This is a genomic window from Arabiibacter massiliensis, from assembly GCF_902386925.1.
GTDB classification, from domain to species: domain Bacteria; phylum Actinomycetota; class Coriobacteriia; order Coriobacteriales; family Eggerthellaceae; genus Arabiibacter; species Arabiibacter massiliensis.
In genome coordinates, this window is record NZ_LR698996.1 from 2,980,442 (window position 1) to 3,006,632 (window position 26,191).

Here is a 26,191-nt window from a genome sequence, read left to right on the forward strand (position 1 = left end):
CCGTGAAACAGACATCCGGATTCGATGCGCTGATCGAAGCGCTCAAACAGTCAGGGGTCAACGTGGACGGTCGGTTCGACGCCGATCGCGAGGCGCCGCACGACGGCGCGGGCCGTCAGGGCGGCGGGGGCGGAGAGCAGCCGCCGCACGTGAACGTGGAGATCCCCTTCGCCGACCGCATGGCGGCATGGGGCAAGAAGGCCCTCATCGTGGCCGCCATCGTCATCATCGTCGTCGGCTTGGCGGCGTACTGGTGGTTCCATCCGCCCATCAACATCCACTCCACCGACACCTGGATGTTCGTGGCCGTCTTCATCCTGCTGCCGTTGTTCCTCGTATTCTGGAGCCGCTCGCACAGCTACAAGGAGGGCACGGACAAGGTCGAGCCCAACGCCGGCAAGGCCAAGGCGTTCAAGTTCGCGAGCTACGTGCCGGTGGCCGTGGCCGTGCTCGGCGTGATCGGTGCGCTCATGTCGCTGTCCATCTTCCCGGGCAACGCCGAGAAGTACGCCAACGTCCTGCAGACCACCGAGGACAACTTCGCCGAGGACATCAAAGAGGTGAACTACTCCGAGATCCCCGTCATCGACCGCAGCTCGGCCATCCTGCTGGGCAACCGCGAGATGGGATCGATCCCCGAGTTCGTGAGCCAGTTCGAGATCTCGCCGCTGTACAGCCAGATCAACTACCAGAGTGCTCCGGTGCGCGTGAGCCCGCTCGGCTACGCCGACCTGTTCAAGTGGTTCACGAACCGCGAGGCGGGCATCCCGGCGTACGCGATGGTGAACATGACCACGCAGGACGCCGAGATCGTGAAGCTGGGCGACAGCCCCATCCACTATTCGGAGTCCGAGCCGCTCGTGCGCAACATCGACCGCCACGTGCAGCTGTCCTACCCGTTCTACATGTTCGATCAGAAGTCGTTCGAGGTGGACGACGAGGGGCATCCGTGGTGGATCTGCCCCGTGCAGTCGCGCACCATCGGCCTATTCGGCGGCACCACCATCCAGCGCGTGGTGATGGTGGACGCCACTACGGGCGAGACGCAGGACCTGGCCATCGAGGACGTGCCGCAGTGGGTTGACCACGCCTATCCCACCGAGCTTCTGCTGGAGCAGTACAACTGGTCGGGCAAGTACAAGGACGGCTGGCTGAACAGCGTGTTCGGGCAGCGCAACGTGGTGCAGACCACGCCGGGCACCGACGGCAACCTGGGGTACAACTACATCGCCAAGGACGACGACGTGTGGGTGTACACGGGCGTGACCTCGGCCACGGCGGACAACTCCATCGTGGGCTTCGTGCTCATCAACCAGCGCACGGCCGAGTCGCACTTCTACCCGGTGGCCGGCGCCACCGAGGCCTCGGCCATGCAGTCGGCCGAGGGCCAGGTGCAGAACCTGCGCTACCAGGCCACGTTCCCGCTGCTCATCAACGTGTCGAACCAGCCGACGTACTTCATGGCCCTGAAAGACGACGCGGGCCTGGTGAAGCAGTTCGCCATGATCGACATCCAGCGCTACCAGAACGTGGCCATCGGCAACACGGTGGCCGAGTGCCAGAAGAACTACCAGGCGCTTCTGGCCACCAACGGCGTGGCCGCCGAGGGCTCCGAGCCGGTGGGCATGCTCGAGCAGCAGGGCACGATCCGCAGCATCGCGCAGGCGGTGGTGGAGGGCAACTCGCACTTCTACGTGACGCTCTCCGAGACGGGCGGCATCTACGACTTCGCGCTGCCGGGCCTCATCGAGATCGTCGGATACCGCGAGGGCGATCCCATCTCGTTCACGTACGTGGAGGCCGAGCCGACGAACCCCGTGCAGGAGATCCTGTCGGGGCCGGCTCCGGCGGCCGGCGCGGCGAAGGAGGGCCCCGACGGCGCGACGTCGGCCGATGCGAAGGCGACGCCCGAAGAGGCGGCGAAGGCGGCCGATTCGACGGGCGATGCCGCCGGAAACGCCGCGTAACGCGTGTTTTCTTGAGCGAGACGGTTGACAACAGGCGCGGCGGCACTAAACTGTAAAGGCTGTTTCGGAAGAGGCGGCGTTTGACGCAAGTTAGTTCCGCTGCCCAAGACAGCAGGTACCGATGAGGTTTAATCGCAGCGATGCGGCCCGCCGAGGTGGTTGTTAAGTTCGCGCTTAGACGACCCCCGCTGTCCTTGGACTGCGGGGGTCGTTTCCTTTTCTCAGGCGACGATCCCAGACGAGGGGGCGGAACCCGAGTTTGAGAAAAAGGAGGTGTACCAAATGCCCAACATGAAGAACCAAGAGACGCTTGCCAAGATCAAGGAGGATCTGGCCGGCGTGTCGGCCGTGTGGGTCGTGGACTACTGCGGCCTGACGGTGAAGGAGATCCAGAACCTGCGCAACGATATTCGCGAGGCGGGCGCGTCGCTGAAGGTGTACAAGAACACCCTCATGCACATCGCGCTCGAGGAGTCCGAGCTGCCGACGCTCGACGAGATCCTGGAAGGCCCCAGCGCGTTCGTGTTCGCCGGCGAGGACGTCGCCGCTGCCGCGAAGGCCGTGAAGACGTTCGCGAAGACCAACCAGAACCTCGAGATCAAGGGCGGCCTGATGGAAGGCTCGCAGGTTTCCGCCGCCGAGGTGGAGGCCATCGCGTCGCTGCCGTCGCGCGAGGAGCTCATCGCCCAGATCGCCGGCGCCATCTCCGGTGTCGCTCGCGGCCTGGCTGTCGCCCTCAACGGCGTGCCGAGAGGCCTTGCCCAGGCTACGAAGGCCGTGGCCGAGCAGAAGGAAGCTGCTTAAACCGCAGCGCCGCGGCATGAGATATGCCGCATGAAAACGAAAACAGGAACAGGTTGGGATGAGACCCCGGCCGCTTTGAAAGGAAACGAACATGGCTGTTACCCGCGAAGAGATCATCGAGGCCCTGAAGGAGATGTCCCTGCTCGAGGCGTCTGAGCTCGTGAAGGATATCGAGGAGACGTTCGGCGTGTCCGCCGCCGCCCCCGTGGCCGTCGCCGCTGCCGCCCCTGCCGAGGGTGGCGCCGCTGCCGAGGAGAAGACCGACTTCGACGTGGTGCTCGAGGGCTTCGGCGACAACAAGATCGCCGTCATCAAGGTTGTCCGCGAGATCACGAGCCTGGGCCTGAAGGAGGCCAAGGAGCTCGTGGAGAGCGCCCCGAAGGCCATCCAGGAGGGCGTCGCCAAGGACAAGGCCGAGGAGATCAAGGCCAAGCTCGAGGAAGCCGGCGCGGCCGTCACCCTCAAGTAGCTCGCGGTTCTTTAAGAACTTCGCATGGGGCCCGCTGCGGATGCAGCGGGCCCTTTCACGTCACCCTGACGAGTCGGCAACGAAACGGCGCGGGGCGGGCGGGATGCGTATATAGTGGACGCACAGGAACCGGGAGAAGAAGGTCGTCATGCAATCAGGGTACTTCGCCGCCGCTTGGCACGATATCAAGGGATCGCCCGGCTGGCTGGGCAAGCTCGTCATCCTGGCGCTCGTGAGCCTCATCCCCATCTTCGGATGGATCGTGGTGTACGGCTACCTGTTCGGCTGGGCGCGCGACATCGCGTGGGACGCGCATTCGCCCCTGCCGGCGCGCATCTTCGGCAACGAGGACGGCAAGCTGTACAGCCGCGGGTTCTTCGCCCTGCTGATCACGACCATCTGCCTGCTCATCCCCTGGGCGCTCGAGATGGTGTGGGGCATGCTGACGGGCTTCGGCACGTTCTGGTCGGACCACGGGTACGGCATGTCGATGCTGGGCCTGGCGACGCCGGTGTTCTCGCTGCTCATCATGGCTGCGATATTTCTGGCCACCCTGTTCTCCTGGGTGGGGGCCATGCGCACGAGCATCTACGGCCGCCTGGCGCCGGGGCTGCAGTTCGGCAGGATCTGGGCCATGATGCGCCATGATTTCCAAGGCCTTCTGCGCATCCTCGGCATGGCGGTGCTTCTCGCTGTCGGCGCGGGGCTGGTGGCGTGGCTGCTCGTGATGGTGCTCGTGTTCGTGGGGCTCGTCGTGGGCATGATCGTGACGGGCGGCAACCTCGATGTCGGCGGATCCCACTCGGGCGCGGGCGTCTGGATGATGGCGATGTCCGTCATGGGGATCGTGTTCTCGCTCGTCGCCGTATACGGCGCATTCATGACGGCGCTGTCGGTGTTCGTGCTGGCCATGGTTGCGCGCGCCCTGGGATACTGGACGCGCCAATTCGGCGTGCCGTCATGGCGCGGCCAGGACGATCCGATGCCCTTCGAGCTGGCAGGCGGGATGTACGGCGGGCAGGTTCCGCCGCCGGGCCAGCCGCCCGTGCAGCGCTGATCGTGGGAAGGGGAACTGCGGGCGTGGCGAACGGGTTTCTGCCCACCGACCGGGAGGAGATGCTGGCGCGCGGCTGGGACCGCGTCGACTTCGCGTACGTGTCGGGGGACGCCTACGTCGACCATCCCTCGTTCGGGGCTGCCATCATCACGCGACTTTTGGAGGCGCACGGCTACCGCGTGGGCGTGATCGCGCAGCCGGATTGGAACGACCCGGAGAGCGTCGCCGTGTTCGGCGAGCCGCGGCTCGCGTTCCTCGTGTCGGCCGGCAATATGGACTCGATGGTGAACCACTACACCGTGGCCAAGAAGCGCCGCCGCACCGACGCGTACTCGCCCGGCGGCGAGGCGGGGCTGCGGCCGAACCATGCGGCCGTCGTGTACTCGAACCTGATCCGCCGCACGTTCAAGGATGCCCCCATCGTGCTCGGCGGCATCGAGGCGAGCCTGCGGCGGCTTGCGCACTACGACTACTGGTCGGACAAGATCAAGCGCTCCATCCTGCTGGATTCGGGCGCCGACCTGGTGAGCTACGGCATGGGGGAGCATTCCATCGTGGAGATCGCCGACGCGCTGGATGCGGGGCTCTCCATCGAGGACCTCACGTTCATCGACGGCACCGTGTACCGCGCCCGCTCGCTCGAGCACGTCTACGACGCCGTGGAGCTGCCCTCGTTCGCCGAGCTGCAGGCCGACCGGCTGGCCTACGCGCGCAGCTTCGCCGTGCAGTACGCCAACAGCGATCCCTTCACCGGCAAGCGTTTGGTGGAGCCGTACTCCGACCATGAGTTCATCGTGCAGAACCCGCCGGCCGCCCCGCTTACCCAGGCCGAGATGGACGCGGTGTACCGGCTGCCGTTCATGCGCACGTACCATCCGAAGTACGAGCGTGCCGGCGGCGTGCCGGCCATCAAAGAGGTCAAGTTCAGCCTGACGAGCAACCGCGGCTGCTTCGGCGAGTGCTCGTTCTGCGCGCTCACGTTCCACCAGGGGCGCATCGTGCAGGCGCGCAGCCACGACTCGCTCGTGGAGGAGGCGCGGCTCGTGACGGAGGATCCCGAGTTCAAGGGCTACATCCACGACGTGGGCGGCCCGACGGCGAACTTCCGCGCGCCCGCCTGCGCCAAGCAGGCGGAGCACGGCGCGTGCCCGGGGAAGCGCTGCCTCGCGCCCGAGCCCTGCCGGCGCCTGGAGGCCGACCATGCGGACTACCTGGCGCTGCTGCGCCGCCTACGGAAGCTGCCCGGCGTGAAGAAGGTGTTCGTGCGCTCGGGCATCCGCTTCGACTACGTGCTGGCCGACAAGGCGCACGGCGACGAGTTCTTGCGCGAGCTGTGCGAGCACCATGTGTCGGGCCAGCTGAAGGTAGCGCCCGAGCACGTGTCGGACGCCGTGCTGGCCGTGATGGGCAAGCCGCGCAACCAGGTGTTCGCGCGCTTCGCCGAGCGCTACGCGCGCGTGAACGAGCGGCTGGGCAAGAAGCAGTTCCTCGTGCCCTACCTGATGTCGTCGCATCCGGGCTCGACGCTGGACGAGGCGGTTGAGCTGGCCGAATACTGCCGAGACCTCGGCTACAACCCCGAGCAGGTGCAGGATTTCTACCCGACGCCCGGCAGCATGTCCACCGCGATGTACGCAACCGGCGTCGACCCGCGCACCATGGAGCCCATCTACGTGCCGAAGTCGCCGCACGAGAAGGCGCTGCAGCGGGCGCTCATCCAGTACCGCGACCCGAAGAACCGCGCGCTCGTGCTGGAGGCGCTGCGGCGGGCGGGCCGCATGGACTTGGTGGGGTACGGGCCGAAGTGCCTCGTGCGGCCGGCCAAGGAGGGCGGCGCGGGCGCGGGTCCGAAGGGGAGGCCGCCGACGAAGGGCCCCGCGAAGGGGCGTTCGGGGAAAACGAAGGCGCGTCGTCGGGATTGACGGCGCGGTCGGGCGCGTGTTGTGGCACAATACAAACGGTCTGCCCGGGTTCTCTGGGAGTCGGGCGGCCGGGCCGCGACAAGACTCGACAGAGAAGGGGATTCCCAACGTGAGCGAGATCAAGACCACACCTACCATGGGGGCTGAGGACAGCCCCGACGCCATCTACGACGCCCGCAAGCTCGGCGCGCCCAAGATGGCGGTGTTCGGCCTGCAGCACATGTTCGCCATGTTCGGCGCCACCATCCTGGTGCCGACGCTGACCGGCCTGTCCGTGTCGGCGACGCTTCTGTTCGCCGGACTGGGCACGCTGCTGTTCCACTTCGTCTCGAAGGGCAAGGTGCCGGCGTTCCTCGGCTCGTCGTTCGCGTTCATCGCGGGCTACGCGGCCATCGCGCCGAACGGCGAGGCCGACCTTCTGCCCTACGCCTGCCTGGGCGTGGCGTGCGCGGGGCTTCTGTACCTGGTGCTCTCGGCGCTGTTCCGCGTGTTCGGGCCGACGCGCGTCATGCGCTTCTTCCCGCCCGTGGTGACCGGGCCCATCGTTATCTCCATCGGGCTCATCCTGGCGAGCTCGGCCATCGGCAACGCGTCCACCAACTGGCTTATCGCCATCGTGGCCATCGCCATCATCGTGGTGGCTAACATCTGGGGCAAGGGCATGGTGCGGATCATCCCCATCCTCCTGGGCGTGATCGGCGCGTACCTCGTGGCGGCGCTGACCGGCCAGGTGGACTTCACCGGCGTGGCCGAGGCGGCGTGGATCGGGCTGCCCTTCGCCTGGGGCGACACGGCGTTCTCCCTCTTCGGGGCGAGCTTCGACGCGGGGCTGGCCATCACGGCCATCATCACCATCATGCCGCTCGCGTTCGCCACGATGATCGAGCACATCGGCGACGTGTCCGCCATCAGCTCCACGTGCAACCGCAACTTCATCGCCGAGCCGGGCCTGCATCGCACGCTGCTGGGCGACGGTTTGGCCACCATCTTGGCGTCGCTCTTCGGCGCGCCGGCCAACACCACCTACGGCGAGAACACGGGCGTGCTCGCGCTCACCCGCGTGTTCGATCCGCGCGTCATCCGCATCGCGGCCCTCTTCGCCATCGCGTTCTCGTTCTGCCCGAAGTTCGCGGCGGTCATCGCGGCCATGCCGGCGTGCGTGATCGGCGGCGTGTCGCTCGTGCTGTACGGCATGATCTCGGCGGTGGGCATCCGCAACCTGGTGGAGAACCACGTCGACTTCATGAAGAGCCGCAACGTGCTGATCACGGCGCTCATCCTGGTGCTGTCGCTGGGCATCGCGTACAGCGCGGCGGGCGCCATCGTGGTGCCGATGGGCGGCATCACCATCTCGCTTTCGGGCCTGGCCGTGGGCTCGGTGGTGGGCATCGTGCTGAACATGGTGCTGCCGGGGCACGAGTACGTGTTCGGCGAGGCGTCCGAGGGCGAGGCCGAGGCCGAGGGGCCGCTGCCGCTTGAGGGCAACCTCGAGGAGTTCGAGGAGCTGGAGGCGCAGAAGGGGTAGGATCCCGGAAAGGAGCTTGGCGTGATCGACCACGTGAGCATCAAGGTGAAGGACTTCGAAGGCGCGAAGGCGTTCTACGCGGCGGCCCTCACGCCGCTCGGCTACGCGAAGGGCATCGAGTACCCCGGCGGCCTGCAGCTGCTCGTGGAAGGCGAGCCGGGCGACGTGTGGGTGAGCCCGCTGCCCGAGGGGGCCGAGGCCGTGCCGACGCATCTGGCGCTGCGCGCGGACGGGCCCGAGCAGGTGCAGGCGTTCTACGAAGCCGCGCTCGCTGCAGGCGGTGCGGACAACGGTGCGCCGGGGCCGCGCGAGTACCATCCGGGCTACTACGCCGCGTTCGTGCTGGACGCCGAGGGCAACAACATCGAGGCGGTCATCCACGACTACGCCGAATAGGCGGCTCGCGATAAGCGGCCGGTCGGGGGAGCCCGGCCGGCCGCTTTGTTTGTGAGCGTGTCCCCTGTTGCGGGTTCGGCGCTCAAGTCGGGCACTGCGGATGCTTCACGCAAAACATCCGTTTTGACTCCCCGCTTGACGTACAATCCGGCGACCGCTTCCTCCTGCACGCGAATCGGGACTGCCTGACACGAAAATCCTCGACGTGAAAGGCTCGGGAGGCGGAAAAGGGCAGCTGCGGGCTTCCCGGAACAGTAGCGCTCGGCGTTTTCCCAGTTCGCGTAAACCCGGCGCACGCGCGGATCGCCGAAATCCTTTCACGACGAGGGTTTTCGTGTCGCGAGGGCTTGATTCGCGTGCACACCCTTTCCCTTGGCTGGTGCCGCCTTCGCCCAGGGTGCCGGCCTGGGCGGACTTCGGCAGGGGCGTTTATGCAGGTTCCTTCGAGAAGGTTTGCCTTGGGAAACTTTTTCGTGCCAAAGGCGCGGTTTCGCGGTACCATAGGGGCGAAACAAACGGAACGCGAGACGCGCGGGCGGCCGAGGGGCCGGCCCGAAGGCTCGAGGAGATGCGCATTGACGACGCTTGACAACCTGCCTATCGGCAAGACTGCCACGGTGACCTCGGTGGGCGGCGAGGGGTCGCTGCGCCAGCACTTCCTTGACATGGGCATCATCCCCTCCGCTGCGGTGACCATGGTGAAGCACGCGCCCATGGGCGACCCGGTGGAGGTGCGCGTCCACGGCTACGAGCTGACGCTGCGCGTGGCCGACGCGCGCAAGATCGAGGTGGACGACGTGCGCGACGCGTCGGAGGAGCGCGACGACCCGCAGTCGCGCAAGCCGGTGCCGCACCCGGGCCTCGGCGAGGGCGGCAAGTTCCACGACAAGGACGAGGAGAACCCGCTGCCCGAGGGCGAGCCCGTCACCTTCGCGCTCGTGGGCAACCAGAACTGCGGCAAGACCACGCTGTTCAACCAGCTCACCGGCTCGAACCAGCATGTGGGCAACTTTCCCGGCGTCACGGTGGACCGCAAGGACGGCACGGTGCGCGGGCATCCCGAGGCGCGGGTGACCGACCTGCCGGGTATCTACTCCATGTCGCCGTACTCGAGCGAGGAGGTGGTGACGCGCCGGTTCCTCTTGGGCGAGCGGCCGCGCGGCATCATCGACATCGTGGACGCCACCAACGTGGAGCGCAACCTCTACCTCACGATGCAGCTCATGGAGCTGGGCATGCCGATGGTGCTCGCCCTCAACATGATGGACGAGGTGGAGGGCAACGGCGGCACCATCGACGTGAACGAGATGGAGAAGCTGCTCGGCATCCCCGTGGTGCCCATCTCGGCCGTGAAGGGCGAGGGCATCGCGGAGCTGGTGGACCACGCGCTGCACGTGGCGCGTTTCCAGGAGCCGCCGGTGCGCCAGGACTTCTGCGCGCCCGACGAGCACGGCGGCGCGGTGCACCGCTGCCTGCACAGCATCATGGCGCTCATCGAGGATCACGCCGAGCGCGCCGGCATCCCCGCGCGATTCGCCGCGAGCAAGCTGGCCGAAGGCGACGCGCTGGTGCTCGAGCGGCTCGACCTCGATCAGAACGAGAAGGAGGCGCTTGAGCACATCGTGTGCCAGATGGAGGCCGAGCGAGGGCTCGACCGCGCCGCCGCCATCGCCGACATGCGATTCAGCTTCATCGGCAAGGTGTGCTCGCGCACGGTGGTGAAGCCCCGCGAGAGCCGCGAGCACGCGCGCAGCATGGCGCTCGACCGTGTGCTCACCGGGCCGCTCACGGCCATCCCGGCGTTCGTGGCCATCATGGCGCTCGTGTTCTGGCTGACGTTCAACGTGGTGGGCGCGTGGCTCTCGGAGATGCTGGACTTAGGGATAGGCGCGCTCACCGACGCGGTGTCGGGGGCGCTTGCCGCCGCGCACGTGAACGAGGTGCTGCGATCGCTCGTGATCGACGGCGTGTTCAACGGCGTGGGCAGCGTGGTGGGCTTTCTGCCCATCATCGTGACGCTGTTCTTCTTTCTGTCGCTGCTGGAGGACTCGGGTTACATGGCGCGCGTGGCGTTCGTGATGGACAGGCTGCTGCGGCGCATCGGGCTGTCGGGCCGCTCCATCGTGCCGATGCTCGTGGGCTTCGGGTGCACGGTGCCGGCGGTGATGGCGTCGCGCACGCTGCCCTCGGAGCGCGACCGCAAGATGACCATCCTGCTCACGCCGTTCATGAGCTGCTCGGCGAAGCTGCCCATCTACGCGTTCTTCACGGCGGCGTTCTTCCCGGAGAGCGGGGCGCTCGTGATGGTGGGGCTGTACTTCGGGGGCATCGTGGCCGGCGTGATCGTGGCGCTTCTGATGCGCCGGACGATGTTCTCGGGCGAGGCGGTGCCGTTCGTGATGGAGCTGCCGAACTACCGCCTGCCGAGCCCGCGCAGCGTGGGCCAGCTTCTGTGGGAGAAGGCGAAGGACTTCCTCGAGCGCGCGTTCACGGTGATCTTCTTGGCGACGATCGTCATCTGGTTCTTGCAGACGTTCGACTTCGGGCTGAACGTCGTGGCCGACTCGGCCGACAGCATGCTGGCCGTGGTGGCCGGATGGGTGGCGCCGGTGTTCGCGCCGCTCGGGTTCGGCGATTGGCGCGTGTCGACGGCGCTGGTGACGGGCGTGATGGCGAAGGAGAGCGTGGTGTCGACGCTGTCCATCCTGTTCGGGTCGACCGAGGCCCTCGTGGCCGCGTTGACGCCGCTCGCGGCCCTGTGCCTGCTGGTGTTCTGCCTGCTGTATACGCCGTGCATCGCGGCCATCGCGTCGGTGCGGCGCGAGCTGGGCGGGAAGTGGGCGCTCGGCATGGCGTTCGGGCAGTTGGGCGTCGCGTGGGTCGCGGCGCTTGCGGTGCGCGGGGCGGGACTCGCCCTGGGCGCGGGGCCGGCGGGCGCGGCCAGCCTGGCGGTGGCGGCTGCGGTGATCGTGCTGGCGGCCCTCGCCGTGCGGCGCGTGCGGCGGCGCGGCGGCGTGGCGGCGGCATGCGACGGCGCGTGCGCGGGGTGCGCGAGCGCGGGGACGTGCGGGCGCGTCGAGGCGGCCGACGCGCAGGCGGACGAAGAGGCGGCGGACGCGAACCGTCCGTAGCCCGCGGGAAGGGGAGGCCATGGGCATGTGCGAGATACTCGTCGTCGAGGACGACCCGGACATCAACAACCTGCTGCGCGCCATCGTGGAGCGCGCGGGGCATCGCGCGGCGCAGGCGTTCTCCGGGTCGGAGGCGCTGCTGCGGCTGGAGGCCTCGACGCCCGATCTGGTGCTGCTCGACCTGATGCTGCCGGGGGTGGACGGGCCGGAGCTGCTCGCGCGCATGCGCGGCGAGCGGGGGCTGGACGTGCCGGTGATCGTGGTGTCGGCGAAGGCGGGCCTGGCCGACAAGGTGGACCTGCTGGCGGCGGGGGCCGACGACTACATCGTGAAGCCCTTCGAGCCCGACGAGGTGGCCGCGCGCGTGGAGGCCGTGCTGCGGCGCAGCGGTGGAGGCGGCGCGGACGGTGCGGGGGAGGCGCCGCTGCGGCATCGGGGCCTCGTGCTGGACGTAGACTCGCGCAGCGTGACGCTCGACGGCGCGGAGGTGGCGCTCACGGCGCACGAGTTCGACATCCTGCGCACGCTCATGGAGGTGCCGGGGAAGGTGTTCTCGCGCGAGCGCCTTTACGAGCTGGTGTGGAAGGGCGGCTACTACGGCGAGGACAACGCGGTGAACGTGCACGTGAGCAACATCCGCAAGAAGCTGGCTGCGGCGGGTGCCGAGGAGGAGTACATCAAGACCGTCTGGGGCATCGGCTTCAAGCTGGCATGAGGGTGCGTCCCTTTGTCATCCTGAGCGGAGGCCGAAGGCCGGAGTCGAAGGATCCCGTGCGGCGATAGCCGGACGTCTTACAGCTGACGCCGCGCGGGATCCTTCGACTACGCTCCCTTCGGTCGCTCCGCTCAGGATGACATGACAAGAGGACGGGTACCTTGTCATACGGCTGACGCGTTTCGCTTCGATGCGGCTCCCGCACCTTTATACTTTCCTTAATCTTTCTTGAGGACTTATTTCGAGTCGGCGGGGTAAAGTTCGTCTCGAAGGATCGGGCGAGAGAGAGGAAGAACCCGATGGAAAACGTGATCGAGACGAGCGGGCTGACGAAGCGCTACGGATCCGTGGCGGCCTTGGACGACGTGGGCGTGACGGTGCGGCGCGGCGATATCTTCGGATTGGTGGGCGACAACGGCGCGGGCAAGACCACCCTGTTCAAGCTGTTGTGCGGGCTGGCGTTCCCCTCGGCGGGCGAGATGCGCCTCTTCGGCGTGCATACGCCGCGCGATTTGGAGCGGCAGCGGGCGCGCGTGGGCGCCATCATCGAGAGCCCCGGCTTCTATCCGAGCCTGAGCGTGGAGCGCAACCTGGAGTGCTGCCGCATCCAAAAGGGTGTGCCAGGCAGGGAAGCGGTGGGCCGGCTGCTCGAGGAAGTGGGCCTGGACTGGGCAAAGGATCGCCTTGGCAAGGAGCTGTCGATGGGCATGAGGCAGCGCCTGGGGCTCGCGATGGCGCTCATCGGCGAGCCGGAGCTGCTCATCCTGGACGAGCCGACGAGCGGCCTCGACCCGAGCGGCATCGTGGAGATGCGCGCGCTGCTTCTGCGCCTCAACCGCGAGAAGGGCATCACCGTGGTGGTATCGAGCCATCATCTGGCCGAGCTCGAGCAGATGGCCACCGTGTACGCGTTTTTGAACCGGGGGCGGCTCATGGAGCAGGTGAGCGCCGAGCAGCTGCGCGCGCGATGCGCGGACTGCATCGACATCGCCGTGTCTGATCCCGCTGGCTACACCGTGCTCTTGGAGCGGGAGCGGCCCGGCGAGCGCTATCAGGTGCTCCCTGACGGCGCCGTGCGCATCCTCGACCCGCAGGCGGGCGCGGAGGCCTACAGCGGGCTTGCCAGCGCTCATGGCATGGACGTCTGCCGGCTCGAGCGCCGCACGATGTCGCTTGAGCAGTATTATCTGGACATGAGAGAGAAGGGGGCCGCGTGATGCTGAACTACATGAAAGGCGAGTGGTACCGCATCATGCGCGGCAAGGAGGTCTACCTGGTCGCGGGCATCTTGTCACTGCTTGCGATCGCGGCGAACGCGCTTGAGTTCGCGATGACTTTCGTCGACCCCGACTTCCCCTACGCCACGGTGCGCTTCAACTTGGGGATCGTGACCTCGTCGCTGAGCTCGCTGTTCCTGATTGCCGGGATGCTGGTGTGGTTCCTCTACGCCGAGGATCGGAAGAACGGCACGCTCAAGAACGCGCTTTCGTACGGCTGCTCGCGCGCGGCGGTGTTCGCGGGGAGGTGCATCGTGTCGTCGCTTGCCGGGCTCGTGTGCCTGGCCGTGGTGCTGGTCGCCTACGTGGGCAGCGCCGTGCTTTTGCTCGAGGGCCCGGCGCTGCCGCCGGTCGTGGACCTGCTCGCGGGCGTCGCGGCGGCTCTGCCGTCCACGCTGGCTGCGGTGGCCCTCATGGCGGCGGTGCTCGCCCACTGCAAGAGCACGTCGTCGGCGCTGGTGGTGTGGGTGGTCGTCCTATTTGTCATCCCCTACACGCTGCGGATGGTGGGCTTGCTGGTGGAGCCTGTCGCCGCCGTGGCCGGCTGGCTGCCGCCGAACTTCTTCGCCACCGAGGCGGTGGTGAGCATGTCCGGCTCGTCGCTTCTGTGGAACGAGCCTGCCGGCTTGGCGAAATGCCTGATCGCGGGGTTCGTCGGGCTGGCGGCGTTTTCGGCCGTGGGCGTGTGGCGCGCCCGCAAGATCGAGCTGTAGGAGAGGGGGAGGGGTGGCGTACGCGCTGATGTCGGTTGCCTTGGTCGCCGCGCTCGCGGCTGCGGCCTGGCTCGCCGTGCGCTACCTCCTGCTCAAGCGGTCGCTTCGCCGAGCCGACGCCGAGCTGCGCGAGATCGTGGAGCGTCTGGAGGAGAACCGCATCGTGCGGCTGCCGAGTCCCGACGCCGATTTGGAGGCGCTGCTTGCTACGGTGAACTCGTCGCTTGCGGGCATCCGTCGGCAGGCCGTGCTGTACGAGCGGCGTGAAGCCGAGCTGAAGGCGCAGGTGGAGCGCATTAGCCACGACCTGCGCACGCCGCTCACCTCCATCCAGGGCTACCTTGCGCTCGTGGACGTGGGCGCGCTGGACGCGGACGCCCGCGCCTCGCTCGCCACGATCAGGCGCAAGGCGGATGCGCTGCAGAGGCTCATCGCGCAGTTCTACGACCTGTCGCGCTTCGAGGCCGAGGATTTCCGGCTGGAGCTTGCGCGGGTGGATGTGGGGCGGCTCGTGCGCGAGCAGGTGGCCGAGCAGTACCGGCTGCTGGAGGGGCGGGGCCTGGACGTGCGCGTGGATGCGCCCCGGCACGCCGTGGAGGCGCGCGCGAACGCGGACGCCGTGGAGCGGGTGCTGGCGAACCTGCTCCACAACGCGGCGAAGTACGCGCGGTCGCGCTTCGAGGCGACGGTCGAGGAGGGGGAGGCCGAGGTGGCGGTCGTCTTCGCGAACGACGTCGACGATGCAGGGCAGCTTGAGGTGGAGCGCCTGTTCGAGCCGCACTATACGGGGGATGCCGCGCGCACGCAGGAGAGCTCGGGGCTCGGGCTGACTATCGCCCGCCATCTGGCGGAGCGCATGGGCGCCACGTTGGAGGCGCGCGCGGAGGAGCGCGACGGCGCGCCGTGGCTCGCGTTCGTCCTGCGCGTGCCGAGGGGCTAGACGAGCACTTCGACCTCGGGGAAGTCGCGCTCACCCAGGGTTTTCAGTACAATCCCTTCGATGCCGTGGGGTGCATGCTTCGCTCAGCTTGCGGCGAGGATGCGCTCGGCTTTTTCCATGGCGGCGTCGCGGAGGAAGCTGGAGCGGCTCTTGCCGGCCGCTTCGGCGGCGCGGTTGATGGTTTGGGCCATGGAGCGCGGGATTTTGAACGAGAACACTTCGAGCGGCTCCGGAGAGAGACGCGGCCGTCCGACCACGAGCTTGCCCGGTTTCCCCGGGAACTCGCCGCGTCCGAATGCTTCGGCGATGTGCTCGAGATCCTCGTCGGTGACCGTCGCGCCGCTTTTCAGCGTGTACTCCATGGCGCTACCTCCTTGCATAGCCGAGCTCTTCCTTGAACTTCTTCGTCGCGGGCGACTTCGCGTGGAACACGAGCAGGGAGCCGTCGGCCAACACCGCAGCCACGAGCTCGACTTCTCGACCCTTGCTGTCGAAGCCCAAGGCCACCACGTAATCGTCGCCGCGGGGCCTTCTTCTTGCGAAGTTGTTCCACGCGTACACGACCTCTTCTTCGCTGAGCCCGTGCTTGAGGGAGTGCGGGTGCACGATGATCTCGTCCATGCCCGTCCTTCCTTTAGTAATACTATATAGTATTACTAAAATAGAGGATAGTCAAGTTCACCGAGTGTAGCATGTTTGACCTGGGGATTTGTCTCGCAGACCTTGCATGGATCCAGCGTGAATCTTGCGCGTTTCAAGTGCGGATCAAGCGGAATTCCAGCGCGGATCCAGCAAGAATCAAGCGGAAACCTAGCAGAAATCAAGCGCGGATCTTACACCCCAGGTGAGAGGGGCGCGAAAGGTGACCAGGTCGTCCACGGCGCTTTCTTGCCCTGCGGTGGAAAAGGGGAGAACCGCGCCTCGATTCTGCCATGGAGATTATCGGAAGACGTTCAATAATGATACTCAAAGGGTAGCAAATATGAGAAAGTAAGCCACGGAAAACAAGTGAGACGGAGGGGTCTCCCATCCGCCGACGATGCGAAGGAGCGACGCCATGTCCATGATCAACAGGGAAATCGACGAGTTCTCCGTCCAGGCGTTCCACGACGACGGCTTCACCACCGTTACGAAGGATGACGTGCTGGGCCACTGGAGCGTGTTCTTCTTCTACCCAGCGGACTTCACGTTCGTGTGCCCGACGGAGCTGGAGGACCTGGCCGCGCTATACGACCAGTTCAAAGCCGCCGACTGCGAGATCTACTCCGTGTCGTGCGACACGCATTTCGCGCACAAGGCCTGGCACGACGCCTCCGAGAACATCAAGAGCCTGCCGTACCCGATGCTCGCCGACCCCACGCATAGGCTGGCCGACATCTTCGACGTGTACATCGAGGACGAGGGCGTGGCCGAGCGCGGCAGCTTCGTGGTGAACCCCGAGGGCCGCATCGTATGCTACGAGGTGAACGCCGGCAACATCGGCCGCAATGCCGCCGAGCTCTTGCGCCGCGTGCAGGCGAGCCAGTTCGTGGCCGAGCATGGCGACTCGGTGTGCCCCGCGCGCTGGGTGCCGGGCTCCGAGGTGCTGCATCCGGGCATCGACCTGGTGGGCAAGCTGTAGGGCTTGGCGCAGCCACCCTGCTCCCGATGACGTGCGGCGGCCCCGGCGACCCCGGGGCCGCCGCACGTTCGCATGCTCGTGCCCGTCGGTGTCTGAGCGCGCTTCAGGCGGCGTGCCGGTGCCGGATGGGCAACGGCCGCGCGGGACCCGTCGGTCGCCGCCGGGCTGCCGGTGTATACTGGCGGGAAAGGCAGCCGCACCTGATCGCGCCGGGTGAGGGCGCGGCCGGCGCGCGACGAGGAAGGACGATGCCATGGCCCCGATGGAGACAACGGTGCCCGGTGCCCTCGTGTGGGGGCATGCGGCGCTCGCGGTGTGCGCGGCGCTGTACTTGGCCTGGTGGTGGGTGTTCTTCAACCCGAGCATGCCGAAGGCGACCGGCGCGCTGTACGCGGTGGGCGTGGGCTTCATCGTGGGCGCGGTGGCGTTCGGTATCGCGGCCATCGCGCTGATGGCGATGGGGCTCGGCGCGCTTGCGGGGGCGCCGCAAGTCGGCGGGGCGGCGCCGGGATGGGCGTTCGCCGTGGGCGGCGTCGTTGCCTACCTGGCGCTGGCCTACCTCACCGCGCGCTTCTTCCAGCGGCCCGTCACCACGGAGCTTCTGCTGTTCGTACTGTGGGCGGCGCTGGAGCTGGCCGTGGCGAATGCGCTTCTGGGCGCGGGGCTGGTATCCGGCGGGGCGTTCTGGCTGATCGTGGGTGTGATAGCGCTCATCACGGCGGCGAACCTCGTGTGCTACGTGCTGTATTTCAACTTGCCACCGATGCCCTCGTTCATCGACGGCGCCGCGCCGCTGGCTGCGGTGGGCGCGTTCGCCGCCGTGCTGGCCGTCGTGCTCGCGCGGCTGTAGGGCGCGCGGGCGCCTCGCTGCTGCTCGCAGCGCGCACTCCGCGGGCGGGTGCTTTGCGATGGTGCTTCGCGCGTTTCGCGTCGGCGGCGCTTCTGCTATCCTTCTCTCTAACGCGCGGGGCCCGTTGGCGTGCCGCGCACCGTTGTGGGAGGGAGCACGCTGTGGTTGAGCAAGCCGAGTTCAAACTGCCTCTGCTGGGCAAATCCTTGAAGCTGAAGCCCCTTCCCGGACAGGACCCGCGCCGGGAGTACGGCGTGATCTGGGACGCGTGCCGCCAGCCGGGCGAAGGGTGGGGCTACGTGTTCGAGTTCACCGGCCGACGCGCGGGGCGCATCCTGGCGTGGCTCACGGCGGCTGGCGCGGCATACGCGTGCGACGGGCCGCTCGCCTTTGTCCCTGATGGTGAGCCGCAGGTGCTCGCCTCGCATCTTCCCGATAACGAGAACGTCGGGCAGGTGGAGGCGCGCGGCGTGGGCCTTCCGCTGCGCATGGTGTCGCGCTTCGTTCGCTCGCCGCACACCGGCACCTTCACGTTCGAGCAGCCGGCGCGCGATGTGGGCCCCTACGCGGGCGCGAGCCTTGATATGCGCACGTTCATGGCGGTGGGGTTCCTCGCGTTCGTCCATATCCCTCAAACGATGGGCGCGCCGGCCGTGGGCGGTCGCGCGGCCGACGTGATCGATAGCCTGCTGAGGCCGCCGTTGCCCGATTCCCTCGACATACTGGTGCGCCGCGTGCGCTCGGCAGCGCCCGGGGGCGTATCGGGCTTCGAGCTCTACGCCGCGCGCCTGCTGGAGGAGGCAGGTTCCGCGCGCCTGCGCTCCCTGGCGTCGCGCACCGGTGTGGAGGTGGTGCGGCTGTCGTCCACGGGACTCGTGTGGCTGCGCTTCGATGAAGCTGTGGTTGATGCCGAAGAGCGTCAGTGTGTGCTTGCGGTGGAAAGCGCACTCAACCGGCTCATATTCGTGCAGGAGGCCATGGAGGTGCTCGACGGGGTGGGTGCGCTGTACGCTGGCTGCGACGAGGCTTTCTGCTCGCAGCAGGACTGGCGGTGCCTGTGCTACGTCGCCTCGGGGGCGGTCGACCTGATGCGGGGCTGCGAGCGCGAGAACCCCCTGCGAGAGGTGTATGGCGCGCAGGGGTCACGCGGCGGGGAATGGGACGTGCGCACGCGATTCGCGCAGGCGTGCGAGGCTCTGCGGCTGCCGTTTCGGATGGAGTACCGCTTCGACGCCGACGCGGCGGCCGGGACGCTTTCGGTGGAATGCTCCGCACCGCTGCCTGAGGCGTTTCCCGCGGTGCGCTGGGATGCTGCGCGGGGCACATGGACAGATATGCGCGTGCTGCGGGGCTGGGCGGCATCGGCCTACGCTCTGCGGCTTTCGGCGGCGCTTGCAGCTGCGGCTTTCGGCGCGGGCATCGGCATCGCGCGGGCGTATGTGACGGTGCGGCCGGGCGGCCTGGACGAGCCGGCGGGCATGTCGCTTCTGTTCGACCGCATTGCGTTCGCGGCCGATGTGCTGCCCCGCATTGCGGAAGGCGCGCTCGATGCCGAAGCCATGGCCTGCGACCCGGCGGCGGTGCTGGCGCTTCTGAGTCCGGCCGACCGGTCGGCGGCGTTTCTGGAGAACGGGTTCTTCGGCACCGCGACGCCGCTTGACGCGGGCCTGGGGGACAGGCGCCTGGCGCTCTGGGAGGACAAGCGCTCGCTGCCCGCGCCGCTGGCAGAGGAGCTGCGGGCCGACCTTGCGTGCGAGCTGGACGTGCTTCACGACGAGGATGCCGATCTGACTGCGCGCGTGCCCGAGGCGCTCAAGGACGCGGAGTCTTCGCCGCTGTCGTCCATCGTGCTTTTGGAGGACATCGCGGCCCAGGCCGACGAGCGCGAGCGGCAGCGTGCGGCTGCCGACGGCCCCGCGGCTGCCGACGTCCTCGCGGCCGACGACGGCCCCGCGGCCGGGCTCGTGCCGCTGTACTGCGCGAACCCCATCGTGCGTATGCTGGTGGGGCTAACCGGGGGCGATGCGAAGACGCGTTACCGCAAGGCGTCCGATGCCGCTTTTGCGGCGCAAAACTCGCTCTCGCGCCTGTACTTGCAGGTGGGAGACGCCCCGCGTGCCCTCACGGCTGCCGAGGCGAGCATAGTGATGGCGCCCACCTCGCAGCCAGGCTATCTGAGCGCGGTGGTCGTGCATATGGAAGAGGATCGCTTTGCCGAAGCGGAGACGCTGCTGCGCCGGGCCCTGCGCGTAGCCGTCGACCGTCGGGAGTGCAGCTACCTGCGCTATCGGCTGGCCTTTGCGCTGTGGAAGCAGGGGCAGCTGGATCTGGCGCTTGCGTGCTATGCGGTGGTGGCGGCCGAGAACGGCGAGATGGCGCCGCAGGCGGAGAAGGAGATCGCCGAGCTCATGGCGCAGATGGGAGTGCGCGAGCGACCGTCTATCGATGCGGCGGAGGACACGCTGCATGCGGCCGGCATCTCCATCGGGCCCCCGTTCGAGACGGCGGCTCTGCTCGCCCGCGTGGCGGTGGGGCTTGCCGACGCGGGGCTGCTTGCGGCTGCGGCGTTTCCTGCGCGAGCGGTGGCTCAGCTGAACTCGGAGGACGCGCTGTATGCTGTCGCGCGCTCGCTGGAGAACAGCACGGCGGTGCCTGCGCGGTAGCGGGCTTCGAGGCGGGCGATTCGGCAGACGCGCCATCTTTGCCCGCTTTCGCATTCTTGCGCGGCGAGGGTCGCGGCGGCGGCTCGCGGGATGCGCGCTGCTCGCCTTTCGGCTTCGGCTATAATGGGGCCTCGTGCACGACGCGGCCGCAGGGAGGGCCATGAGGAAGCTCTTGCTCAAACGGATGCTGTTCATCCCCTTGGGATTGGTCGCGCTCGCGTGCACGATGTATGCGCGGCAGAACCCGGACGTGGCCGAGTGGTACGCACAGGCCGTGTATCCCGCCGTGTCATCCGTCGTGGGGTTCCTGCCGTCGCTTGTGGGCTTCTCGGTGGCCGAATGGGTGGCGGCGCTGTTCGTGCTGCTCTGTTTGGGATACGTCGCGTACTGCGTGTGGAAGGTGGCCGCGAGCAAGGGCGAGCGCGGCATGGCGGCGTACCGCGGGGTCATGGGCGCGGTGGCGATCATCTGCACGGTGTACTTCGCTTTCACGTTCCTTTGCGGGCTGAACTACTACCGCTACACCTTCACGCACTACACCGGCTACGACTTGTCGGAGGCCGGCGCCAATCCGGCCGAGCAGCAGGAGGAGCTCGTGCGCCTGACGGCGACGCTCGCCGAGGGGCTGGGGGAGGCACGTGCGCTGCTGGGCGAGGACGCCGACCTGTTCGCCGCCGAGCCGGGGGAGTTCGAGCGCTACGCACAGGAGTCGGTGGCGGCCATGCGAAAGCTCGCGGAGCGCTACCCGGTGCTCGAGCGGCCGCTGTACTCGCCGCCCAAGCTGGTGCTTGCCTCCAAGCTGATGTCGTACGCCAACATTAGCGGCATGTTCTTCCCCTTCACCATGGAGTCGAACATCAACGTGGACAACCCGTTCTTCGTGGAGCCGTGGACGATGGCGCACGAGCTGGCGCACCAGTGCGGCTTCATGCGCGAGGACGAAGCCAACTTCATCGCGTATCTGGCGTGCCGGGAATCCGACGACGCGCTCATGCGCTACAGCGGCCTCTTGCTGGCCTACGACAACGCCCTGGGCGCGCTGCGGAAGGCGGACGCGGAGGCGGCGGCCCAGATAGCGGCCTCCCTCACGCCCGCCGTGCAGCGCGACCTGGCCGAGCGCACCGCGCACTGGGCGCAGTACGAGGGCCCGGTGCAAGAGGCCTCCAATGCCGCGAACGATGCGTACCTCAAAGCCAACAACCAGACCGACGGCATGCAAAGCTACGGCCGCATGGTCGACCTCCTGCTGGCCGAGCAGCGCGCGGGGGAGGCCGATTCGTCAAGCTAGCACGACGGGCAGAAAGTCGGAATCTTCGCTTGCTTTTGCAGTGCTATACGCCTATAATACAAACAAATGTTTGGTAATATGGTTGGGAGACTCCCCTAACTTTGCCTTGCGAAGGACAGCCGCTTCTTGGAGAAAGGGGCTGTCATGGGAGCCGAAGCCAATCTTGATCGCTTTTACGATGACGTGGCCGATTTGCTTGCTCGTGCGCGCGAACGGGCTCGGGCTGCGGTGAACGTCTCGATGGTCTACACCTATTTCGAGATAGGCCGCATGATCATCGAGGAGGAGCAGCATGGCGAGGGACGCGCAGCTTATGGGAAGCGCGTGCTGGAAGGGTTGTCGAAACGTCTGACGAAGGAGTTCGGGCGAGGGTTCTCCGTTCCGAACCTCAAGCTCATACGGCAGTTTTATCAAGTCTACTCCAAGGATCAAATTGGCGAAACACTGTTTAGCCAATTCGGAAACCTTCCCCTCTCAAGTACCGGCCGGGTGTTCCGCCTCAGCTGGTCGCACTATCTCAAGCTCATGCGCATCGGTGACTTGAACGAGCGCCATTTCTACGAGGTCGAAGCCGCACGGAACAATTGGAGCTTGGCGGAGCTCGGCAGGCAGCTCGATAGCGCCCTGTACGAGCGCTTCGCCCTGAGTCGGGGAGAAGGGGGCATCCCGGAGCTTGCGAAAGGCGAACCGTCTGTTCGGACGGCTCGTGATCTGGTCAAGGATCCGTTCGTGCTTGAATTCCTCGGATTCCCGGAGCATGCCTCCTACTCCGAGAAGGAGCTTGAGGCTCGCATCATCGACAACCTCCAGGCGTTCCTTTTAGAGATGGGCACGGGCTTCGCTTTCGTGGGAAGGCAGGTGCGCATCACGCTCGAAAACGATCACTTCTGGGTCGACCTGGTCTTCTTCAATCGCATTCTTCGTTGCTTCGTGCTCGTGGATCTGAAGATAGGCAGGTTGACGCATCAGGATATAGGCCAGATGCAGATGTATGTGAACTATTACGACAGGCGGGTCAAGCTCGCCGAGGAGGGGCCGACGGTCGGCATCGTGCTGTGCAAGGAGAAGAACCAGTCCGTCGTGCGGATGACGCTGCCCGAGGACAACGAGCAGGTGTTCGCGAGCAGGTATCAAACGGTGCTCCCCAGCAGGGAGGAGCTTGTCAGGCTGCTCGAGGAGGGCGTCGAGGCCGACGGGTCGGGCTCCGAGGCGGGCCCATCGGCCTCATGAGGGGAACTGCAGCGTTATCGCCAGCACATCGCCGTCGAGGCGGGCGGTCACGTCGATGCGCAGGGCGCGGGCCAGCTGGGCGACGATGGCGAGGCCCAGACCGCTGCCCCCGCCGCCTCGCGCGGCGTCTCCCTGGTAGAAGCGCTCGAACAGGCGCTCGGCGTCCACGCCCTCGGGGTCGGCCACGCGGTTCGCGAACACGACCGTGCGGCCCTCCTGCACGATGCGCGGGGGCGCGCAGCCGTAGCGCAGCGCGTTCACGGCGAGGTTGCGGAAGATGCGGGCGAGCGCGTCGGCGTTCGAGTCGACCACGAAAGGCTCGTCGAGAAGCTGGATGTCAGGCTGCCATCCGCGCTCCTTGAACTGGCCGTACAGCGAGGCGAGCGCTTCGACGAGCACCTGGCTCACGTCCACGGGTTCTCGCTCCACGCGGTGGTCGGGGTCCTGCACCTGGGCGTAGGCGTACAGCTGGTCGAGCAGGCTCTCCACGTCGTCCAGGCGGCGGCGCACCACGTCCAGGTAACGGGCGCGCTCGGCCTCGTCCTCCTCCGCAGCCAACAGCTGTGCGTAGCCCTGCGCGCCCGCGAGCGGGGTGCGGATGTCGTGCGAGAGGTAGGTGAGCCCGCGGCGCAGCTCGCGCCTGCCCTCCTCGGCGGCGATGCGCTCGCCCTGGTGGCGGTCGATCTGGCGGTTCACGGCCTGCGCGAGTCGCACAAAGCCGCGAGTGCGCACAGACACGGTGACGCGGGCGTTGCTCGCCGACTCCCGGCTCACCAGGAACTTCGCGATGGCGCACAGCTGCAGCTCCGAGCGAACCAGCTGCACGACCAGCGCGGCGACGGCGATGAGGGCGACGACGAGCAGAGCGACCGCGATCTCCATGTTCTAGATGTCCTTCCTCTGCAGCACGACGGCGCTCGCCACGGCGGCGACGGCGATGAACGCCACGCTCACGAGCGCGATGTGCGGCGCGCCCAGAGGGCCGGCGAGGCCGAGGGCGAGCGAGGACATGCAGGAGCTGAGCGTGTAGTCGGTGAGGGGCGGGGCGCTCGGGAACAGCACCAGTACGGTTTTGAGGGCAAGGCCGACGAGCCCTGCGCCCACCACGATACCGATGACGATGCCCGCCGCCATCTTGCGCGTGATCCACACGGCCAGCGCGGTGATCATACCGAAGCCTGCGGCCGCCAGCGTGACGAGGGCTGTCCAGAGAGCGAGGTCGCCCGCCGGGGTGGAGACAATCTCAAGCCCGGTGACTGCGGCTGTAGCAAACGTTGCCGCGATCATGAGCACCGTGAACAGCACGGCCAGTATGAGGATCTCGATGGTGCGCGCCGCCAGGTACGTAAAGCGGTTCGGCTGCACGGTGAACACGTTCTTGCTGAAGCCGCTCTCAAACTCGGCCGCCAGGAAGATGGCGACGAAGACGGCGAACAGGCAGGATAGGCCGCCGCCTCCCAGGAACACGTTGCCGATGAGGGCTTCCGCCGTCATGCCCTGCGCGAGCAGCGCGACGGCGGCATCCGCTTCGGCCAGGTCGCTCGCGCTCGGGCTGGGGGAGGAGAAGCCGATATTCACGCTCGCGGGCGCGCTATTGGTGTAGGCAACTTTGAGCGAGTCGATGAACGCCGGGTCGGTGACCACGGCCATCGTGCCGGCGCCCGCGGCGGCCAAAACCACGATGACGGCGAGGAATATCCACAGCGATTTGCCGTGGACGAGCCGATACAGATCCATTCTCAAGATATTAGCCACGGTACTCAGCCCCCATCATCTCAACGAAGAACTCCTCCAAGTCGCGCCGGTGCGCGTACAGGCTGCGGATGGCGATGCCCTGCTCGTTCAGGGCCGCGCCCACCGCTCCCGCGTCTGCGCCGCCGTGGATGCGGATAGCGCCGTCGGGCAGCGCTTGGAAGCGCAAGCCGGCGAAGCGCTCCTGCAGCACGGCCAGGGCGAGCGTGGGGTTCGCGGCTTCCAGCTGCAAGAAGTCGCTGCACTCCTGCTCCACTTCGGCGGCCGACATCTCGCGCACCATGCGGCCCTCGCGGATGACGCCGTAGCGCGTGGCCATCTTCCCCAGCTGCTCCAGCACGTGCGAGCTTGCCACCACGGTGATGCCGCGCTCGTCGGCGAGGCGCACGATGAGCTGGCGAATCTCGCGGGCGCCCTCGGGATCGAGGCCGTTGAGCGGTTCGTCGAGCAGCAGCAGGTCGGGGTCGCCCAGAAGCGCGAGGGCGAGGCCCAGGCGCTGCTTCATGCCCATGGAGAAGTTCTTCGTCTTCTTGGAGCCGACGCCCTTTAGGCCGACGAACGAAAGCAGGTCGCGCACCTTGGCCTTGGGGTCGACGAGGCCGAGCGCGAGCGCCTTCATCATGAGGTTGTCGGCGGCGCTCATGGTGCCGTAGAGCCCCGGCGCTTCGATGAGCACGCCGATGCGCTGGCTCGTTCCCGCCTCACGGGGCGACGTGCCGAACACGCGCACCTCGCCGCCGGTGGGCGCGGCCAGTCCCGCCAGCATCCTCATCACCGTGGTCTTGCCGGCTCCGTTGCGGCCGACGAATCCGTAGATGTCGCCCTGGCCGACGTGCATGTCGAACTGGTCGACGGCTCTCTTGCTGCCGAAGGTCTTCGTAAGCCCGCAGGCTTCGACTACGTTCACGTCCTTGCTCCTTTCCGCAGTTGCTTCTTGTGGTTTCCTTCACGCCCTCCACGATACGGAAAGGATGTTCAGCAATTCGCCTTGCAAACGTTAAGAAATCGATAAGTTCGTCCCGGTTGTCATCCTGAGCGGAGACCCGCAGGCCGGAGTCGAAGGATCCCGCGCGGCGTTAGCTGGAAGTCTCACGGTTGCACCGCACGGGATCCTTCGACTGCGCTCACTTCGTTCGCTCCGCTCAGGATGACAACCTAGACTCATTCTGCCAGCTTGAAACCGATGCCCCACACCGTCTCAAGGTAGCCGTCGGTGCCGGTGGGCTTGAGCTTGCCGCGGATGTTGCTCATGTGCACGTTCACGGCCTTCTCCTCCACGACGCACTCTTCGTTCCATGCGGCCTGGAACAGCTCCTGCTTCGTGAACACCTTCTTGGGGCGGCGCACGAGCGCCTCCACGATGCCGTATTCCAGGCGCGTGAGCTTGACGGGCGTTCCGGCGGCCACAAGCGTGCGCGCCTCGGTATCGAGCACCCAGTCCTTGAACCGCAGCGTGGCCGTGGTGCGCGACGTGCCGCGGGCTGCGTGGCGCAGCTGCACGGCCACGCGCGCATGCAATTCGTCCAGGTCGAAGGGTTTGGCCAGGTAGTCGTCGGCACCTAGCTTCAGCAGCTCCACCTTGTCGCCCGGCGCGGTGCGCGCCGACACCACGATGATGGGCGCGTCGCTGCGCGCGCGTATCTCGCGCACGAGGTCCTCGCCCGACGCACCCGGCAGCATGAGGTCGGTGATCACCAGGTCGAACGGCGCCCCGCCCGCAGCGGCGCCGTTCGCAAGCAGAAGGCGCGCCTCGCTGCCGGAGAACGCCTGCGTGCAAGCGTAGCCCGCCTTCGTGAGCGAGGTGGCCACCACGTCATTGATGTCGGTATCATCCTCGATGACGAGGATGCGCGCGAGCTCTCCCATGCCGT

At 67.2% G+C, this 26,191-nt stretch carries 23 protein-coding genes and 1 other annotated feature; of the genes, 17 read left to right on the forward strand and 6 right to left on the reverse strand.

Going from position 1 to position 26,191, the window contains the following annotated elements; genetic code table 11:
- The first annotated feature begins 2 nt into the window (after positions 1-2).
- The 12 genes from FX134_RS12765 to FX134_RS12820 all read left to right on the forward strand — a co-directional run bounded on the left by FX134_RS12765 (position 3) and on the right by FX134_RS12820 (position 14,916).
- Entirely contained in the window at positions 3-1,967 is a 1,965-nt protein-coding gene (locus FX134_RS12765) for a putative periplasmic lipoprotein (protein WP_080802649.1), read from the forward strand.
- Between the two features lie 84 nt (positions 1,968-2,051).
- Positions 2,052-2,193 (forward strand) — a sequence feature (ribosomal protein L10 leader region).
- A 56-nt stretch (positions 2,194-2,249) separates the two neighbouring features.
- Positions 2,250-2,771: a 50S ribosomal protein L10 gene (rplJ, locus tag FX134_RS12770; protein ID WP_080802652.1), complete on the forward strand. Its 522-nt coding sequence runs from the start codon at positions 2,250-2,252 to the stop codon at positions 2,769-2,771.
- A gap of 91 nt (positions 2,772-2,862) precedes the next feature.
- The gene (gene rplL / locus FX134_RS12775) at positions 2,863-3,240 is read left to right on the forward strand and encodes a 50S ribosomal protein L7/L12 (protein ID WP_080802655.1); all 378 of its coding nucleotides are present in this window, start codon (positions 2,863-2,865) and stop codon (positions 3,238-3,240) included.
- A gap of 148 nt (positions 3,241-3,388) precedes the next feature.
- On the forward strand, positions 3,389-4,297 hold the full coding sequence (locus FX134_RS12780; protein WP_080802658.1) for a DUF4013 domain-containing protein: 909 nt from the start codon (positions 3,389-3,391) through the stop codon (positions 4,295-4,297).
- Positions 4,298-4,320: 23 nt separating this feature from the next.
- On the forward strand, positions 4,321-6,219 hold the full coding sequence (locus FX134_RS12785) for a YgiQ family radical SAM protein (protein ID WP_087881579.1): 1,899 nt from the start codon (positions 4,321-4,323) through the stop codon (positions 6,217-6,219).
- Positions 6,220-6,328: 109 nt separating this feature from the next.
- Positions 6,329-7,744 carry a uracil-xanthine permease family protein gene (locus FX134_RS12790; protein WP_080802664.1) on the forward strand — a complete coding sequence of 472 codons (1,416 nt, stop codon included), beginning with the start codon at positions 6,329-6,331 and terminating at the stop codon, positions 7,742-7,744.
- A gap of 21 nt (positions 7,745-7,765) precedes the next feature.
- A complete protein-coding gene (locus FX134_RS12795) occupies positions 7,766-8,140 on the forward strand; it encodes a VOC family protein (protein WP_080802667.1) in 375 nt (124 codons plus the stop codon).
- Between the two features lie 575 nt (positions 8,141-8,715).
- Entirely contained in the window at positions 8,716-11,271 is a 2,556-nt protein-coding gene (feoB, locus tag FX134_RS12800) for a ferrous iron transport protein B (RefSeq protein WP_080802670.1), read from the forward strand.
- Positions 11,272-11,296: 25 nt separating this feature from the next.
- Positions 11,297-11,986 carry a response regulator transcription factor gene (locus FX134_RS12805; protein ID WP_232050953.1) on the forward strand — a complete coding sequence of 230 codons (690 nt, stop codon included), beginning with the start codon at positions 11,297-11,299 and terminating at the stop codon, positions 11,984-11,986.
- A 299-nt stretch (positions 11,987-12,285) separates the two neighbouring features.
- Entirely contained in the window at positions 12,286-13,203 is a 918-nt protein-coding gene (locus tag FX134_RS12810; protein WP_080802680.1) for an ABC transporter ATP-binding protein, read from the forward strand.
- Positions 13,203-13,976, forward strand: coding sequence for an ABC transporter permease subunit (locus FX134_RS12815; RefSeq protein ID WP_232050954.1), 774 nt, complete (start codon positions 13,203-13,205; stop codon positions 13,974-13,976). Before FX134_RS12810 ends, FX134_RS12815 begins: the two co-directional genes overlap by 1 nt.
- Positions 13,977-13,989: 13 nt before the next feature.
- The gene (locus tag FX134_RS12820) at positions 13,990-14,916 is read left to right on the forward strand and encodes a sensor histidine kinase (protein ID WP_232050955.1); all 927 of its coding nucleotides are present in this window, start codon (positions 13,990-13,992) and stop codon (positions 14,914-14,916) included.
- A gap of 83 nt (positions 14,917-14,999) precedes the next feature.
- On the opposite strand, the gene FX134_RS12825 is transcribed toward FX134_RS12820, so the two are convergent.
- Both FX134_RS12825 and FX134_RS12830 read right to left on the reverse strand, forming a co-directional pair.
- Positions 15,000-15,278, reverse strand: coding sequence for a ribbon-helix-helix protein, CopG family (locus FX134_RS12825; protein WP_172623487.1), 279 nt, complete (start codon positions 15,276-15,278; stop codon positions 15,000-15,002).
- 4 nt (positions 15,279-15,282) lie between these two features.
- Positions 15,283-15,537 (reverse strand): hypothetical protein, encoded by a 255-nt coding sequence (locus tag FX134_RS12830; protein WP_080802694.1) that lies wholly within the window; start codon positions 15,535-15,537, stop codon positions 15,283-15,285.
- A 436-nt stretch (positions 15,538-15,973) separates the two neighbouring features.
- On the opposite strand from FX134_RS12830, the gene ahpC reads away from it, so the two are divergent.
- The 5 genes from ahpC to FX134_RS12855 all read left to right on the forward strand — a co-directional run bounded on the left by ahpC (position 15,974) and on the right by FX134_RS12855 (position 22,568).
- The gene (gene ahpC, locus FX134_RS12835; protein ID WP_080802696.1) at positions 15,974-16,537 is read left to right on the forward strand and encodes an alkyl hydroperoxide reductase subunit C; all 564 of its coding nucleotides are present in this window, start codon (positions 15,974-15,976) and stop codon (positions 16,535-16,537) included.
- 253 nt (positions 16,538-16,790) lie between these two features.
- Positions 16,791-17,387 (forward strand): hypothetical protein, encoded by a 597-nt coding sequence (locus FX134_RS12840; RefSeq protein WP_232050956.1) that lies wholly within the window; start codon positions 16,791-16,793, stop codon positions 17,385-17,387.
- Between the two features lie 161 nt (positions 17,388-17,548).
- Positions 17,549-20,050 (forward strand): tetratricopeptide repeat protein, encoded by a 2,502-nt coding sequence (locus FX134_RS12845; protein ID WP_080802699.1) that lies wholly within the window; start codon positions 17,549-17,551, stop codon positions 20,048-20,050.
- A gap of 160 nt (positions 20,051-20,210) precedes the next feature.
- A complete protein-coding gene (locus FX134_RS12850; RefSeq protein WP_080802704.1) occupies positions 20,211-21,338 on the forward strand; it encodes a DUF3810 domain-containing protein in 1,128 nt (375 codons plus the stop codon).
- A gap of 144 nt (positions 21,339-21,482) precedes the next feature.
- Positions 21,483-22,568: a PDDEXK nuclease domain-containing protein gene (locus tag FX134_RS12855; protein ID WP_080802706.1), complete on the forward strand. Its 1,086-nt coding sequence runs from the start codon at positions 21,483-21,485 to the stop codon at positions 22,566-22,568.
- Here FX134_RS12855 and FX134_RS12860 read toward each other — a convergent pair.
- The 4 genes from FX134_RS12860 to FX134_RS12875 all read right to left on the reverse strand — a co-directional run bounded on the left by FX134_RS12860 (position 22,563) and on the right by FX134_RS12875 (position 26,186).
- Positions 22,563-23,450 (reverse strand): sensor histidine kinase, encoded by an 888-nt coding sequence (locus FX134_RS12860; RefSeq protein WP_080802708.1) that lies wholly within the window; start codon positions 23,448-23,450, stop codon positions 22,563-22,565. The genes FX134_RS12855 and FX134_RS12860 overlap by 6 nt on opposite strands.
- Before the next feature lie 3 nt (positions 23,451-23,453).
- On the reverse strand, positions 23,454-24,323 hold the full coding sequence (locus tag FX134_RS12865; protein WP_232050957.1) for an ABC transporter permease: 870 nt from the start codon (positions 24,321-24,323) through the stop codon (positions 23,454-23,456).
- Entirely contained in the window at positions 24,316-25,227 is a 912-nt protein-coding gene (locus tag FX134_RS12870; protein ID WP_172623488.1) for an ATP-binding cassette domain-containing protein, read from the reverse strand. Before FX134_RS12870 ends, FX134_RS12865 begins: the two co-directional genes overlap by 8 nt.
- Before the next feature lie 254 nt (positions 25,228-25,481).
- Complete coding sequence (locus FX134_RS12875) at positions 25,482-26,186, reverse strand: response regulator transcription factor (protein WP_080802713.1); 705 nt, start codon at positions 26,184-26,186, stop codon at positions 25,482-25,484.
- Positions 26,187-26,191: the final 5 nt, after the last annotated feature.